At 68.5% G+C, this 15607-nt stretch carries 14 protein-coding genes and 1 riboswitch; of the genes, 9 read left to right on the forward strand and 5 right to left on the reverse strand.

Annotation, left to right across the window (positions count from 1 at the left end):
- Positions 1-79: 79 nt before the first annotated feature.
- The 4 genes from ACE3RX_RS12730 to ACE3RX_RS12745 all read right to left on the reverse strand — a co-directional run bounded on the left by ACE3RX_RS12730 (position 80) and on the right by ACE3RX_RS12745 (position 5227).
- Positions 80-1141: an AbrB family transcriptional regulator gene (locus tag ACE3RX_RS12730; RefSeq protein WP_374484076.1), complete on the reverse strand. Its 1062-nt coding sequence runs from the start codon at positions 1139-1141 to the stop codon at positions 80-82.
- A gap of 167 nt (positions 1142-1308) precedes the next feature.
- Positions 1309-2376: an ABC transporter ATP-binding protein gene (locus tag ACE3RX_RS12735; protein ID WP_374484079.1), complete on the reverse strand. Its 1068-nt coding sequence runs from the start codon at positions 2374-2376 to the stop codon at positions 1309-1311.
- Positions 2369-4039 (reverse strand): ABC transporter permease, encoded by a 1671-nt coding sequence (locus ACE3RX_RS12740; RefSeq protein WP_374484081.1) that lies wholly within the window; start codon positions 4037-4039, stop codon positions 2369-2371. The genes ACE3RX_RS12735 and ACE3RX_RS12740 overlap by 8 nt, the downstream gene beginning before the upstream one ends.
- A gap of 81 nt (positions 4040-4120) precedes the next feature.
- The gene (locus ACE3RX_RS12745; RefSeq protein WP_374484085.1) at positions 4121-5227 is read right to left on the reverse strand and encodes an ABC transporter substrate-binding protein; all 1107 of its coding nucleotides are present in this window, start codon (positions 5225-5227) and stop codon (positions 4121-4123) included.
- A 169-nt stretch (positions 5228-5396) separates the two neighbouring features.
- Between ACE3RX_RS12745 and ACE3RX_RS12750 the strand changes: the two genes are divergently transcribed.
- Together ACE3RX_RS12750 and ACE3RX_RS12755 are read left to right on the forward strand one after the other, a co-directional pair.
- A complete protein-coding gene (locus tag ACE3RX_RS12750; protein ID WP_374484089.1) occupies positions 5397-6074 on the forward strand; it encodes a response regulator in 678 nt (225 codons plus the stop codon).
- Positions 6071-7501 carry a sensor histidine kinase N-terminal domain-containing protein gene (locus ACE3RX_RS12755; protein WP_374484093.1) on the forward strand — a complete coding sequence of 477 codons (1431 nt, stop codon included), beginning with the start codon at positions 6071-6073 and terminating at the stop codon, positions 7499-7501. The genes ACE3RX_RS12750 and ACE3RX_RS12755 overlap by 4 nt, the downstream gene beginning before the upstream one ends.
- Here ACE3RX_RS12755 and ACE3RX_RS12760 read toward each other — a convergent pair.
- Entirely contained in the window at positions 7484-8428 is a 945-nt protein-coding gene (locus tag ACE3RX_RS12760) for a hypothetical protein (protein ID WP_374484095.1), read from the reverse strand. The genes ACE3RX_RS12755 and ACE3RX_RS12760 overlap by 18 nt on opposite strands.
- Positions 8429-8697: 269 nt before the next feature.
- A riboswitch (cobalamin riboswitch) is annotated at positions 8698-8915 on the forward strand.
- Between the two features lie 189 nt (positions 8916-9104).
- Here ACE3RX_RS12760 and ACE3RX_RS12765 point away from each other — a divergent pair.
- From ACE3RX_RS12765 to cobI, 7 genes are read left to right on the forward strand one after another with little or no spacing between them, the layout of a single operon-like run.
- Positions 9105-9731, forward strand: a complete 627-nt coding sequence (locus ACE3RX_RS12765; RefSeq protein ID WP_374484098.1) for an energy-coupling factor ABC transporter permease — start codon at positions 9105-9107, stop codon at positions 9729-9731.
- Positions 9731-10531 (forward strand): precorrin-4 C(11)-methyltransferase, encoded by an 801-nt coding sequence (cobM, locus tag ACE3RX_RS12770; protein WP_374484100.1) that lies wholly within the window; start codon positions 9731-9733, stop codon positions 10529-10531. The genes ACE3RX_RS12765 and cobM overlap by 1 nt, the downstream gene beginning before the upstream one ends.
- A complete protein-coding gene (locus tag ACE3RX_RS12775) occupies positions 10528-11442 on the forward strand; it encodes a sirohydrochlorin chelatase (protein ID WP_374484102.1) in 915 nt (304 codons plus the stop codon). Before cobM ends, ACE3RX_RS12775 begins: the two co-directional genes overlap by 4 nt.
- A 7-nt stretch (positions 11443-11449) precedes the next feature.
- Positions 11450-12124 (forward strand): precorrin-8X methylmutase, encoded by a 675-nt coding sequence (locus tag ACE3RX_RS12780; RefSeq protein WP_374484104.1) that lies wholly within the window; start codon positions 11450-11452, stop codon positions 12122-12124.
- A gap of 8 nt (positions 12125-12132) precedes the next feature.
- Positions 12133-13284, forward strand: coding sequence for a cobalt-precorrin-5B (C(1))-methyltransferase (locus tag ACE3RX_RS12785; RefSeq protein ID WP_374484106.1), 1152 nt, complete (start codon positions 12133-12135; stop codon positions 13282-13284).
- Positions 13271-14662 carry a precorrin-6y C5,15-methyltransferase (decarboxylating) subunit CbiE gene (cbiE, locus tag ACE3RX_RS12790; protein WP_374484109.1) on the forward strand — a complete coding sequence of 464 codons (1392 nt, stop codon included), beginning with the start codon at positions 13271-13273 and terminating at the stop codon, positions 14660-14662. The genes ACE3RX_RS12785 and cbiE overlap by 14 nt, the downstream gene beginning before the upstream one ends.
- Positions 14659-15447: a precorrin-2 C(20)-methyltransferase gene (gene cobI, locus ACE3RX_RS12795; protein ID WP_374484111.1), complete on the forward strand. Its 789-nt coding sequence runs from the start codon at positions 14659-14661 to the stop codon at positions 15445-15447. The genes cbiE and cobI overlap by 4 nt, the downstream gene beginning before the upstream one ends.
- Positions 15448-15607: the final 160 nt, after the last annotated feature.

The raw sequence follows: 15607 nt of genomic DNA on the forward strand, positions 1-15607 counted from the left end.
CCCGGCCAGTGGCCGTTACGGGCAGAACGGATTTCAGCCAAATCAGCTTTCGATCCGCTTTCGATGAAGGTCAGGGGTGCTACCGGGGAAGCGTGGCGAAGCGCAGGAAGAAACCGCACACCTTCGGCGCACAGACGGTAATCAGCACCACGCGCAGCACATGGGTCGCGGTAATCAGCGGTACGCCCAGGTGCAGCACCTTGGCGGTGACGCACATCTCAGCCATGCCACCGGGCGAGGCGGCGAGCAGCAGTGACGGCAGGGACGCCGCGCCGCAGGCCGCCAACACGAGCACGAAGAGGCCCGACAGCAGCAGCGCCAGCAGCGTGCTCGCCGCCGACACGGCCAGGAAACGCGGCGCTGCACGGAAGAACTCGGGGGAGAAGCGCCCGCCCAAGGCCACGCCGAGCAGCAGCTGGCCGGCGCCCACCAACCAACCCGGCAACGCCGACAGCGGCACCTGCGCGGCGGTGAGCCCGGCGATGCAGGCCAGCGGCCCGAGCACCCAGGCATTGGCAATACGCAGGGCGCGGAACACCCCGACGCCCAGCAGCGAGGCCGCCACCAGCAGGGGGAAGCGCCCCCATTCCACCGTCAGCAGCGCCGGCACGTAGCTGTCGTGTCCCTGTCCGCCCCAGTGGTAAAGGATGAAGGGCACCACCGACACCACCATCATCACGCGCAGCGCGTGGGCGGCGGCCACCCGGTCGGGCGCGCCACCCTGGCGCTCGGCCAGCACCACCATCTCGGACGCACCGCCCGGCAGGCCGGCGAAGAAGGCGGTCGCTGCGCTGACGCCGGCCCAGCGGTGGATCAGCCACGCGCTGACCATCCCGATGCCCACCGCGCTGCCGGCCATCAGGCCGATCAGCAACAGGTTCTCGGCGAGATGGGCGAGGACCAGCGGCGTGAAGTACAGCCCCAGGGCCGTGCCGATGGCCCACTGGCCGGCCTGGCGTCCGCCGGGCGGGCCCTCGATCATCCAGCCGGCAATGCGCGCCAGCGCCACGCTGAACAAGGGGCCGATCATCCACGGCAAGGGTACGCGCAACGCCTGGGCCAGCGCGCCGGCACAGGCGGCAAGGCCAAGGGCCGGCAGGACTCGGCCCCAGCGCAAGGTGAAACGAAAGTCGGGAGACATGCTGGGCAATCCGCGCAAGGGAGCGAGCGACAGCAACGCTGCCCTGCCCACTCCATAAAAAAAAGAAACCCCGCCACCTCCCGCGGGGGAAGCATGACGGGGTGGAAAGCCCGGCGCCACGGGACCACTGGCGCCGGAAACAGGGACGGTTCAGCGCATCGGCGGCGTCAGAAGACCCACACGGCGTCCGGCGGAAACTCCAGCCAGCGGCGCCCGCTGGCTTCCTGCCGGCTACCCCAGGCGCGCAGCAGCGCGCTGCCCGCGTGGAAGACGTACTCGAAGCGGTCGCCGAGGAACATGGAGGTGGCCAGGTCGATGCCGACCCGGTGCTCGGCCGGCCCTTCGGCCAGGCGCACCTGCTCGACGCGCACCACCACCGACACCTCCTGGCCAACCGCCGCGTCGTTGCGGCGCTGGCCCCACAGGCGCAGGCCCTCGCCGACCTCGACGCAGGCCTCGCCACCGCGGATCTCGGCGACGCGCCCCTTCAGGATGTTGTTGCTGCCCATGAAGTCGGCGACGAACAAGGTCTTCGGCTGGCTGTACATCTCCTGCGGCGTGCCCTGCTGTTCGATGACGCCGCCGTTGAGGAGCAGGATGCGGTCGGACATGGCCATCGCCTCGGACTGGTCGTGGGTCACAACCAGCGCCGACAGCTGCATTTCGACGATCAGGTTGCGCAGCCAGGCCCGCGCTTCCTCGCGCATCTTGGCGTCCAGGTTGGACAAGGGTTCGTCGAGCAGGATGACCGGCGGGTTGTAGACCAGCGCCCGGGCGATCGACACGCGCTGCTGCTGGCCGCCGGACAGCTGGTGCGGGTAACGCTCGGCAAGGTGCGCGAGGCCCAGGTTCTTCAGCGCCGCCTGGACCCGCTCGGCGATCTCCGCCGCGCCGACCTTGCGCAGCTTGAGCGGGTAGGCCACGTTGTCGAAGACCGTCTTGTGCGGCCACAGGGCGTAGGACTGGAAAACCAGCCCGAGGTCGCGCTTCTCGGCCGGCACGTCGATGCCCGTCGCACCATCGTAGATGGTCCGCCCGGCGATCTTGACGCAGCCTTCATGCGGCTGCTCGAGGCCGGCGACGGCCCGCAACAGGGTCGTCTTGCCGCTGCCCGAAGGCCCCAGCAGGGACACCACTTCGCCGCGCCGCAGCTGCATGGAAACGCCCTTCAGAATCGGGTTGCTGCCGTAGGACAGGGCGAGGTCGTCGACGGTCAGGATGGTCTTGTCAGTCATGAAGTTTCACTCCGAAACGCAGCGCCAGCGCCAGGCCGCAGCCCACCAGCAGCATGTTGATCAGGGACAGGGCGGCGACCACGTCGACCGCGCCGGAGGCCCACAGGGACACGATTTGCGCACCGATCACCTCGGTGCCGGGCGACAGCAGATAGACGCCGGTGGAATACTCCCGCTCGAAGATCATGAAGATCAGCAGCCAGGAGCCGAGCAGGCCGTTGCGGATCAGCGGCACCGTGATGTCGCGGGACACCCGCGCGCGGGACGCGCCGACCAGCCGGCCGGCCTCTTCCAGCTCGGGGCCAACCTGCATCAGCGCGCTCTGGATCAGGCGCATGCCGTAGGCCAGCCAGACCACCGCGTAGGCGAACCACACGCTGAACAGCGTCGAGCGCAGCGGCGCCAGGAAGGGCACGAAGAGGAACACCCAGAACACCGCCAGGCCGGCCATCAGGCCCGGAATGGCCCGCGGCGTGAGCACCACGTAATCGACGAAACGCGACAGGCCGTCCGGCTTGCGGTGGGTAGCCAGGCCGATCAGCAGGTAGCCGCCCACCGCCACCGCGCCACCGAGGGTGCCGATGAGCACCGAGTTGAGGATGGAGCGGATCATCGTGTCCTCCTCGAACACCGCCCGGAAGTGGTCCAGGGTCAGCACTTCGAGCAGGTTGATACCGGCGCCCCAGCTGCTCACCACCGAGCGCAACGCCACGCCGGCCACCGGCACGACGATGGTCAGCACCAGCCATGCACCGATCAGCGCCAGCGCCACCCACTTCCAGCCGCCCAGCGCCAGGCGCCGCTGGCGTGCCGACTTGCCTTTCACGGCGACGAAGCGCTGGGCCGACTTGAGCAGCACACGCTGCAGCAGCACCAGCGGAAAGGTCACCGCGATGATGCAGGTCGCCACCGCCGCCATCAGGTGATAGGACGGCGTGCCGAGCTTGTTGGTGAGCTTGTAGAGGTAGGTGGTCAGCACCAGATGGCCTTCCGGATCGCCGAGGATCAGCGGCAGGCCGAAGATCTCGAAGCCCAGGAAGAAGACCAGCACGCCCACGTAGAGCAGCGCCGGCGAAACCATCGGAATGGATACGTCGCGGGCCACGCGGAACGGGCTGGCGCCGCTCAGGCGCGCCGCCTCCTCCACGTCCGACCCCAAGTTGCGCAACGCCGACGAGGAGTACAGGTACACGTGGGGCACGTGGGTCAGGCCGGCGATCAGCACAATGGAGGTCATCGAGTAGATGTTCCACGGCACGCTGCCGAAGAGCTGCTCGAACCACACCGAGAAGAAGCCCACCGGGCCCAGCGACACCACGTAGCCGAAGCCGAGCACCACTGGCGACACAAAGATCGGGATGAGGATCGGCGTCTCCAACCAGCGCCGGCCGGGCAGGTCGGTGCGCACCATGATGAAGGCCAGGATGGCCCCGAGCGGAATGGCGATGATGCTCATGCCAACGGCGATGATCAGGGTGTTCTTGGTCGCCGACCAGAAGTCCGGATCGTCGAAGATGAAGGCGAAGGCCTCCAGGCTGAGGCGGGCCGCCGGCATGAAGAACGGCCCCGACAGCACGCTCTGGTAGAACACCAGGCCGAGGGGAAAGAAGACGGACAGGGCGAGCGCAGCCACCACTGCCCGCCTGGGCAATGTCTGAAACATGGGAGTCACCGATGGGTTGGCGTGGATCAGGACGCCGGCGCCGGCACTAGGCCGGGCCGGCGGCGGAACCGGGAGGCCCGCTTACTTCGCCTTGACGGCGCCGTTCCACTGCTTGATGAAGTCGAGGCGCTTGGCCTGATCGAGGTAGGTCAGCAGGCCGGTGCCGATGGGCACCGGGCGCAGCGCGTCGCCGAGTTGCTTCTTGAGGCCGCTGGCGGTGGTCTCACCTTCCACGTCGCTGCGGATCGCGTAAAGATCGGCCTTGTTGGCGATGATCTCCTGGCCCTTCTTCGACAGCACGAAGTCCACCCACAGCTTGGCCGCGTTGGGGTGGCGCGCGCCCTTGGCGATGAACATCACCCGCGACAGCACCAGCGTGTAGTCCTTGGGCAGCACGATGCCCAGCGACGGGTCCTTGCGCGCACGGGTCAGCGCGTAGGCCGCGTTGAGGTTGTAGCCGATCAGGTTCTCGCCGGAGGCGATGCGCTCCATCATCGTACCGGTCGCGCCCTGTACGCGCACCGCGACGCCGCCGAAGGCCTTCAGCAGATCGTTGAAGCCGGCGCCGTTCACCTGCTTGTCCTGGGTCACCAGCATGAAGCCGACACCGGACTTCTCCGGGTCGTAGGTGGTGACCTTGCCCTTGTACTTGTCGGCTTGGGCGCTCAGCAGGCGCACGAAGTCGGCGTGGCTCTGGGGCACGTCGGCAGCCGGCACCAGGCGCTTGTTGTAGACGAAGCCGACCGGCTCGTAGGTTGTGCCGAAGGCCTCGTTCTTCCAGTTGGCCCATTCAGGCAGCTTGGCCGTCTCGGCCGACTTATGGGGCTGGGCGTAGCCGTCATTGACCAGCTTGACCTGCAGGTCCATCGCCGACGACCAGGTCACGTCCGCCGAGGCGCCGGCGGCGCTCTCCGAGATGAAGCGGTTGTACAGCTCAGTGGTGCTCATGTTGCTGTACTCCACCTGGACGGCGGGGTACTGGGCGCGGAACTCGCGGATCAGGTGGTTGGCCTGCTCGTTGTCGGTCACCCCGTAGATCACGAGCTTGCCTTCCTTGGCGGCCGCGGCGGCCAGTTCGGAGGGAGTCTGGGCCAGTGCGGGCGCGGCACCGAAGGCGGCGGCCACACAGGTGGCCACCAGCAGCTTGCCGAAACGGCGGCGGGAAGCGGGCAGGAAGGTATTCATCATCTTGTCTCCTCTATCTTTTCTGTGATCCGTCGGCCGGTTCCGCCGGGGCTTTGCGCCCTCTGGCGGACCGTCTGGGATGGATCATTCGCCGATCGCCTTTCGATTCGCTTTCAGTCTTTTCCGGCGCTAACCTTGGCCCATCTTCCCTTTTTACAAGAAAGCCGCCCCCATGCGCATCCTCCTCGTGGAAGACCACCCGGAACTCGGCGAGTGGCTGGCGAAATCCCTGCGCCAGGCCGGTTATGCGGTCGACGTGGCCGACCGGGGCGACCACGCCGAGCACTTCCTGCTCTCCCAGGAGTACGACGGCGCGATCCTCGACCTGACCCTCCCCGGCAAGGACGGACTCGACGTGCTGCGCGGACTGCGCGCCCGCGGCTCGCGCATGCCTGTGCTGATCCTCACCGCCCGCGGCGCGGTGGACGACAAGGTCAAGGGCCTCAACCTGGGCGCCGACGACTACATGGCCAAGCCCTTCGAACTCAACGAACTGGAAGCCCGCTTGAAGGCCCTGCTGCGCCGCTCGGCCGGCTTCAACCCGGTGGTGCGCATCGGCCGGCTCGATTTCGACACCGTCAGCCGCCTGGCCAGCGTCGAGGGCCGCCCGCTGGCCCTGACCCCGCGCGAACTGGCAGTGCTCGAAGCCCTGCTGCTGCGGGCCGGCCGCCCGCTGGCGCGGGAGGCGCTGTTCGAGAAGGTCTTCAGCCTCGACCAGGAAGCCCGCGCCGAAGCCATCGAGATCTACGTCCATCGCCTGCGCAAGAAGCTCGACGGCTCCGGCGCCTGCGTCACCACCGTGCGCGGGCTGGGCTACATGCTTGGCCCGGAAAAGACCGACGCCCCATGAGAACGCTCAGCCTCAAGCGCCGCCAGACCTTCTGGCTGGTTGGCGTGCTGTCCCTGCTGCTGATCGTGGACGCCTGGTTCAGCTACGGCGACGCCCAGCAGGCCGCCAACCAGGCCTACGACCGCTCCCTGTCGGCCTCCGTGCGCGGCATCGCCGAGCGCGTCTATGCCACCGAGAGCGAGGTGGTGGTGGACGTGCCCTACTCGGCGCTGGAACTCTTCGAGTCAGGCAGCGCCGACCGCATCTACTACAGCGTGCAGATTCTCGGCGGCGACATCATCACCGGCTACGATGGCCTGCCACCGCCCCCCGCCGGCGACCACAACAAGGCCATCTTTTACGACGGCAGCTACCGGGGCGAATCGGTGCGCATCGGCGCCCTCGTCAAGCCCCTGTACCGGCCCGAGTTCCCCAAACCGGTGATGATCGTCGTGGCGGAAACCACCAATGCCCGCCAGGAAGTGGTAGCCCACTTGTTCTACCGGGAATTCGCCCGCAAGGCGCTGGTCATCGCGGTGGCACTGACCGTCGTGCTGCTCGCCACGATCTTCGCGGTGAAGCCCATCGACCGCCTCGGCCAGACCATCCGCGCCCGCCACGAGGACGACCTGACGCCCCTCGACGGCCGCGACGTGCCGGCGGAAGTCCTGCCGCTGGTCGGCGCCATCAACCACCACCTGGACCGCATCGGGCGGATGCTGGAAGCCCGTCGCCGTTTCATCACCGACGCCGCCCACCAGCTACGCACCCCGCTGGCGGTGCTCAACACCCAGGCCGAATACGCCCTGCGCCAGGACGACACCGGCGAGATGCGCCACGCCGTGGAAGCCCTGCACCACAGCCTCGGTCAGGCAACCCGGCTGGCCAACCAGCTGCTGTCCCTGTCCCGCGCGGAGCCGATCAACGGCCTGATGCTGAAACAGGAAGACGTGGATCTCGCCGCGGTGGCGCGGGACGTAGTCATTGACCTGCTGGTACTCGCTGCGAAGCACGACATCGACCTGGGCATCGAGGGCGGCGACAGCCCGGTGATCGTCCGCGGCCAGCCGCTGCTGCTGCGCGAGATGATCTCCAACCTGGTGGACAACGCCTTGCGCTACACGCCGGCCGGCGGCGTCGTGACGGTGCAGGTGGATGTGCAGGCGGATGGCGCCGCCGCGCCGACGCTGGCTCGCCTGCGCGTGGTGGACGACGGCCCGGGCATTCCGCCCGACAGCCGGGCCGCCGTGTTCCTGCGCTTCTACCGCCTGCCCGGCACTGACCACACCGGCAGCGGACTGGGTCTGTCGATCGTGAAGGAGATCGTGCTCGGCCACCACGGCGAAATCGAACTGGATAACGCCCGCCTGGACGCCGCCGAACGGCCTGGGCTGGAGGTTACCGTGCGCCTGCCGCTTGCCGCCACAGGCTCAGCGGACCAGGAATGACCGGAAGCTGTTTTCCTGGCCGAGCACGAGGCGGCCGAACTCGTCCAGCAACTCGGGGCCAATGGCTTCCGCCGGCAGGCGACAGGATGCGAAGCCAAAGCGCTCGAGGTTGCGCGACTCGACGATCACCTGGCGGTTCTCGAAATCGGCCCGCCACACCACCTGCACGCTGATCTCGTCCGTCACCGTGAAGGTGCCCATTTCAAGTTCGCGCTGGCGGTTGCGACGCTCCACGCATTCGAAGCGCAAGCCCAGGTCGAACAACATCTGGCGCAGGCGTTCGACCGCATGGCCGGCCCGCTCGATGATGCGCACACCGCCGCCCTTCAGCGTGTAGCCGAGGGTCACTCGCTCGATGCGGCCGCCATCACTCTCCGCCTGGGTGCGGAAATCGGCAAAGCCCTCCAGCCAGGCCAGGTTGCGGAAGGCGTCGCCGGCATCCAGGAAGATGTAGTTCCGCGCCACCTGGGGCTTGAGATAGTTGAGTTGGGTGGTCAGGTCGTGAAAGTACTCGAAGGCCGCCCGCAGGCGCCGATCCAGGCTGGTCTTCGCCGCATCGACACGCTCGAAGGCATCTTCCGCCGCCCGCTGGCGGGTCGCCACCTCGCCGCGCAACTGGTCCAGCAGGCCACCCGCCCGCAGTGTAGGCACCGGCTCTTCGTCTTTCTGCGCGGCCGCCGAGCGCCCGCCCAGACGCACCGTCGGGAAATCATTGCCCGGTACCTCGTGGTAAGTCTCGGTCGAACGTTTGAGTCCCAGGTAACGGGAGTCAATCTCCTGGACACGCTTGCGCGCGGCCTCCAGATCGAAGGAGTTGATGTCAGCGAGCAGGGCCGCGGCCTCCGCATCCAGCGTATTGGCCTTGGCGTCCTCGCGTCGGCTTTCGTCCTTGTCCGGACAGGAATCCGGGAGGGAAGGCGAGACCACGCCACGGCCGGGAGGGAAAAAGGAGTCAGGTTGCACGGAAATCAGGACGCCACGCGAATGTGATCCGACAGGAAGGACCGGGGGGTTATTACAGATGCAAGTATTCCGTCGCCCGCAGACCTGGTCAATCCCATAATGGTGCAGGATTACCCGCTTATCCATGTGAAAAAATTCCCATTCGGGCAAATCGTTCCCCAAAGCAGGCACGACGCCCTATTCCGAGCAGGAGCCGGAACGCCAAGGCTTGCGCGGGCCGAGGACATGCGGTTAGACTCCGCGGCGTTACGGGTGCCAACCCTGCGTCTGCAGGGAAGGTGAAACGGGAAGTCCGGTGACGTCGGGAGCATGCTCTCCCCGACCATTCCGGCGCAGCCCCCGCTGCTGTAAGCCTGACGAATCTGCCTCACGCCACTGGGTTTTTCCCGGGAAGGTTGGCAGACAAGAGTGAAGGCGAGCCAGAAGACCGGCCTGTGACGATTTGGTGTGGTACAGGCCCCGGGGTGTGGGCAGATCCGACCGATGGGCTTGCCCAGACCCGTTGCCGTCCCCGTTCCTCCTGCCTTTTTCCGGAGCCGTCGCCGCCACAGGTCCGCACCCGCCTGGTCCGTATGCATTTGTTCTGCGCATCCCCGTTGCCCTACCGCACTTCGTTCAATCGACACGAAGGGAAGCAAACATGCACATCGAACCGGGGTACGTCGCCAGTGCCAAGATCGTCGCCGCCAACGCCGCCGCAGTGGCGCTGCTCGGCAGCCAATCCGTCCACCTCCTCAAGCAGCCGCAACTGATCGTCCGCACGCTGATCGCCGGCGTCCTGTTCACGCTGTTCATGCAGGCCTTCGACCTCAAGGTCGGCCCGTCCGAACTGCACTTCCTCGGCGCCATGCCGATCTACCTGTCCCTCGGCTTCGTGCCGGCCCTGTTCGGCTTCGCCATCGGCCTGCTAGCCCAAGGGCTGATCTTCGAGCCGACCGATCTGGTGCACCTGGGCATCAACACCCTGTCCCTCGCCGTGCCGCTGATGCTGGTGCATGCCACCTTCGGCCAGCGTCTCGCCCGGCTTGATGTGCGCAGCATCCTCAAGCTCGACGCCGCCTACTACAGCGGCGTGACCCTGATGGTCGGCTTCTGGCTCGCCATCGGTGAGGTCGCCACGCCCTTCTCCGCCTGGCTGGCTTTCGCCTCGTCCTACGCCGCCATCGTGATGGTCGAACCGATCTTCACGCTGCTGGCGCTGCAGGCCATCGGCCGCCGCCAGGACAACCCGGTGGTGCGCTTCTGCTTCGCCGCGAAGGCTGCCTGATGGCCGGCAAGGTCTGGTTCGTGGGCGCCGGTCCGGGCGACCCGGAGCTGCTCACCGTGAAGGGTCGCCGCCTGCTCGAAGAAGCCGGCGCGATCCTCTTCGCCGGCTCTCTGGTGGATCAGGCGGCGACGCTGTTCGCCCCCCCCGGCTGCGAGATCCGCGACTCCAAGGACATGACGCTGGAAGAGATGAGCGCCTGGCTCCTCGACCAGACCGCCCGCCACGCCACCGTGGTGCGCCTGCAGACCGGCGACCCCGGCCTGTACGGCGCGCTGGTGGAGATGACCCGCCCCCTCACCGCCGCCGGAATCGAATGGGCGGTAGTGCCGGGCGTCTCGTCGGCCTTCGCCTCGGCGGCGGCAGCCGGCGAAACCCTGACGCTGCCGGAAGTCACGCAGACGGTGATCCTGACCCGCGTCGCCGGGCGCACGCCGATGCCGGCGGGCGAGGAACTGGAAGCCCTGGCTGCCCACCGGACCACGCTCTGCATCTTCCTGTCCATCACCCTGCTGCACGAGGTGCAGCGCGCGCTGCGCGCCGCCGGCTGGGCCGAGGACGCGCCGATAGTCGTCGTGCAGAAGGCCAGTTGGCCGAGCGAGGAGAAGATCGTCCGCGGCACCCTCGCCGACATCAAGAAGCGCTGCCAGGCCGAGAAGATCGCCAGCCAGGCAATGATCATCGCCAGCCCCACGCTGGGCGCCGCCGACTGGCCGACCCTGGCCCGCTCCAAGCTCTACGACCCGGCCTTCGGCCACCGCTTCCGCAAGGCTTCGGCCGCTTCTGAAGAGACTTCCGCATGAACGACACCACCCTGCTCCTCGTCGGCCACGGCTCCCGCAACCGGGACGGCAACAAGGAAATCCTGCACTTCGCCGCCCAGTGGCGCGAACGTCACCCGGCCTGGCGCATCGAGGTGTGCTTCATCGAGCACGCCGAGGTGCTGCTCGCCGAAGGCCTCGACCGCGCCGCCACGGGCAGCCGCCGCGTGGTCGTGCTGCCCTTCATCCTCAACGCCGCCGGCCACGTGAAGATGGAGCTGCCGGCCGCCATCGAGGACGCCCGCGCCCGCCACCCCGGCGTGGACTTCGGTTGCACCCGCCACCTGGGCATGGGCCGTGAAATCCTCGCCGTGCTGCAGGCCCAGCTTGACCGCCTGATGAAGTCCCTGGCAATGCCCGACCCCCAGACCACCGGCGTGGTCCTCCTCGGCCGCGGCTCGTCGGACGCGGGCGCCAACGGCGAACTGGCCCGCATGGCGCGCTGGCTCTTCGAGGACAACGACCACGAGCTGGTGGACCTGGCCTTCACCGGCGTCACCTGGCCGCGCCTGGAAACCATCGTCCAACGCCAGGTGCGCCTGGGCATGACCCAGATCTGCGTGGTGCCGGTGTACCTGTTTACCGGCGTGCTGATCGAACGCATCAAGGCCCAGCTGGAACGCCTGCGCCAGCAGTACCCGCAGGTCGCCTTTGCGCTGGGCACCCACTTCGGTTTCGACAAGGGCATTTTCGACCTGCTCGACGCCCGCGTGGCCGGCGCCGAATTGCCGGAGGGCGGCCTGCTCGAATGCGACGGCTGCAAGTACCGCCAGGCAGCCGAGGCCGAGCACCTGCACGACCACAGCCATACCCACACCGGCCATGCCGGCTGCGGCCACAGCCACGAGCACGGCCATGGCCACGACCACCCCCATGAACACGCCCACGCCTGAGCCCGCCATGAGCGCCAACACCGTCACCGAACAGCTCACCGCCGCCGGCCGCGCCATCGAGCACGACTCCTTCGCGATCATCGACCAGGAAGCCGGCCCCCACGCCTACAGCGCCGAGCAATGGCCGCTGGTGCGGCGGATGATCCACGCCAACGCCGACTTCGAGTTCAACGGTCTCACCGCCTTCCACCCGCAGGCCATGCAGGCCGGGCTGGAACGCATCCTGGCCGGCAACACGCCGGTCGTCGCCGACGTGGAGATGATCTGCGTTGGCCTGTCGAAGCCGCGCCTGACCCACTTCGGCATGACGACCCACCAGTTCATCTCCGACCCGGACGTGATCGCCGCCGCCCAGGCCGAGGACACCACCCGCGCCGTGCAAGCCATGCGCAAGGCGCACCGGCTGGGCCTCCTCGACGGCGCCATCGTCGGCATCGGCAATGCACCCACGGCGCTGATCGAGGTCGTCCGCCTGATCCACGAGGAAGGCGTCCGCCCGGCCCTGGTCGTCGGCATGCCGGTCGGCTTCGTATCGGCGGCCGAATCCAAGGACCTGCTGATGGAGCTCGACGACGTACCGTGGGTCGCCATCCGTGGCCGTAAGGGCGGCTCGACGCTGGTCGTCGCCGCCATACACGCCATCCTGGGCCTGGCCGAAGAGCGCCAGCGCCAGGCCGCCTGAGGCCGTCGATGGCTGCAGGTCACGTCCTCCCCGAGAAGGTCCGCAAGGGCGATCCCAAACGAGATCGCGGCAACCGCACGGGCTTCTCCACCGGCGCCAACTCCGCCGCCGCCGCCGCCGCTGCGACCCTCGGGCTCGTCCAGGGGCGGGTGCCGGAGGCGATCGAATGTGTGCTGCCCAACACCCAGCGGGTGCGTTTCGCCATCACCGATGGCTGGACCGACGGCCTGCACGCCCGCGCGGTCAGCATCAAGGACGCCGGCGATGACCCGGACGCCACCAATGGCGCCCACCTCACCGCCGAAGTCGAGCGCCTGCCCGGCGCCGCCGGCCAGATCGTGCTGCGCGGCGGCCCCGGCGTCGGTACCGTCACCAAGCCCGGCCTCGGCCTCGACGTGGGCGGACCGGCGATCAACCCGGTACCCCGCCGCAACATCACCGACAACGTACGCGCCGCCGGCGCTCCCATCCTCGAAGCCGGCGACGGCATCGCGGTAACCATCTCGGTACCCGGCGGCGAGGAGATGGCCAAGAAGACCCTCAACGCCCGCCTCGGCATCCTCGGCGGCATCTCCATCCTCGGCACCACCGGCATCGTGCGCCCCTACTCCACCGCGGCCTTCCGGGCCAGCGTGGTGCAGGCGGTGGACGTCGCTGCCAACCAGGGCCAGACCAGCGTGGTGTTCACCACCGGCGGACGCACCGAGAAATGCGCGATGCGCTGCTTCCCGGAGCTGGACGAAGCCTGCTTCGTGCAGATGGGGGACTTCGTCAAGGCGGCCTTCCAGACCGCCGTCAAGCAGGGCATGCAGCACATCATCGTCGGCGCCATGGTCGGCAAGCTCACCAAGATCGCCCAGGGCCTGTCCGTCACCCACGCCTGGCGCGAGGAGGTGGACAGGGAGCTGATCGCCTCGGCCGCTACCGAGGTCGGCGCCCCGCCTGATCTGGTCGAGGAGATCCGCGCCGCCGAAACAGCCCGCTTCGCCGCCGAGCGGCTGGCCGAGCTGAACCTGACCGTCGCCTTCCACCGGGCCCTCGCCGAGCGCGCCATCCGCAGCCTGCGCGAGCGCTACCCCGGCCCCCACCGTCTCACCGTGCTCGCCTGCAATTTCGAAGGCGTTCCCATCGTCACCGTCGAAGAACATGAACTCGCCTGAACTGTGCCGTATCGTCGGCATCCTCGATGACGGCTGGTTCGGCCTGGGCGACCCGGCCCGCACCACCCTCATCGAATCCGATCTCCTCATCGGCGCCCGCCGCACGCTGGACCTCGTGGCCCCCTACCTCCCTCCCAGGGTGGAACTGCGAGAGATGGACGGCCAACTCGGCCGTGTCCCAGAATGGGTCCGTGCGGCGCGCGGCGCCGGCCACACCAGCACCGTGCTGGCCACCGGCGATCCCCTGTGCCATGGCATCGCCAGCTTCCTGGCCGGCAAGCTCGGCAACGATGCCATTACCGTGCACCCCGCGGTGTCCACGCTGCAACTGGCCTTCGCCCGCTTCAAGAAATGCTGGCAAGCCGCCGCCATCGCCTCGGTGCACAGCCGCGACGCTGGCGAATGGCAGATCGGCGCAACGCCCGAGCACGGCCTCTACCCGCTCGTCCGCGCGGCCTCCCGGCACGCGCTGATCGGTGCCTTCACCGGCCCGGACAACAACCCGGCGCGCATTGCCCGGGCGCTGATCGCCGCCGGCCACAAGGACGATTTCCGCCTGTCGGTCGCCGCCCGCCTGTGCCTGCCGGACGAGGCCCTGTTTGCCGACCTGCCGCTGGGCGACGCCGCCGGCATGGACTTCCCCGATCCGAACATCGTCGTGCTGGAGCGCATCACGCCGCCCGACAGCCGCGCCACCTTCGGCTTCGACGACGCCGACTTCGTGCAGCGCGCCCCCGAGAAAGGCCTCATCACCAAGCAGGAAGCCCGCGCCCTGTCTCTCGCCAAGCTGGGCCTGCGCCCCGACAGCCGGGTGTGGGACATCGGCGCCGGCTCCGGCTCGGTGGGTCTCGAAGCCGCCCGCCTGGCTTACGACGGCCACGTGTGGGCCATCGAGAAGAACCCCGGCGACGCCGTCAACGCCCGCGAGAACGCCCGCCGCCTGAAGGCCAGCAACTACACGCTGGTGGAAGGCAAGGCGCCTGCCGGGCTGGATCAATGGCCCGATCCGGACGCTGTTTTCATCGGCGGCTCCGGCGGCGAGCTGGCCGAGCTGATCCGCCTGGTCCTCGCCCGCCTGCGCCCGCACGGACGCCTGGTGATGAACTTCGTGACGCTGGAAAACCTGGCCACCGCCACCGCCGCGCTCAGCGCCGCTGGAGCAAGCTGGGACGTGGTCCAGCTGCAGGCCGCCCGCAGCCAGCCCATCCTCGACATGCACCGTCTCGCTGCGCAGAACCCGGTGTGGATCGTCTCGGCCAGTGGGGGCGAATTCATTCGCCCGCCGACTTTGGTCAACGCACAAAGGGCGAATGAATTCCCCCCCACTCAGACACCGCCCTCGGAAATCACGTCCCAACAGCAAGGAGCCGCCCAATGAATAGCCCCCGCCTTGGGCGCCTGATCGGCGCCTCCCTCGGCCCCGGCGATCCCGAACTCATCACCCGCCGCGCCTGGGCTGCGCTGCAATCTGGCGCGCGCTGGCTGTACCCGGTGAAGAAGGCCGAGGAGTCCTCCTACGCCCTCGGCATCGTCGAACGCGGCGGCCTGGCCGTACCGGAAGATGCCGAAGCCCTGGTCTTCCCGATGACCCGCGATCCGGTCGCCCTCGCCAAGGCCTGGTCCCGGGCGGCGAGCCGCACCGTCGAGCTGCTGCGCGAGGGCCGCGACCTGGTCTTCCTCGTCGAAGGCGACGCCTCCACCTTCGCCACCTTCGGCCACCTGGCCCGCGTAGTGCGCGAGCTGGCGCCGGACGTCGAAGTGGAAACGATTCCCGGCGTCAGCTCCTTCGCCGCCGCCGCAGCCGGCACCGGCCTGTCCCTCGCCGAGGAGGACGAGACCTTCGCGGTGATCCCCGCCGCCTACGGCGTGCCGGTGGTCGAGCGCCTGCTCGACGAGTTCGACACCCTGGTGCTGCTGAAGGTCAAGCCGCTGCTCGACGAGATCCTCGACCTGCTGACCCGCCGCGGCCTGCTCGCCACCAGCTGCTTCATCGAGAAAGTCGGTTCGCCGGAGGAACGCATCGTCCGCAACGTGGCCAGCCTGGCCGGGCAGAAAGTGAATTACCTGTCCCTGATGCTGGTGCAGAACCCCAAGCGGGTCCGCGGCGAACTGCGGAGAGGCTGCCGCAAGCACGCGCCGGCTATGGCCTCGGTGGAGGGCTGAGTTTCCCCTTCTCCTTCTCGGTCTCTTTGTAGATCCCTTTGTGGGGGGGGGGGGGGGGGGGGGGGGGCGGGGGGGGGGGCCGGGGCGCGCGGCGGGGGGGGGGCGGGGGGGGGGCGGGGGCGGGGGGGGGGGGCGGGGCGGGGGGGGGGGGGGGGGGGGG

It is taken from the genome of Zoogloea sp. (assembly GCF_041914405.1).
Taxonomy (GTDB): domain Bacteria; phylum Pseudomonadota; class Gammaproteobacteria; order Burkholderiales; family Rhodocyclaceae; genus Zoogloea.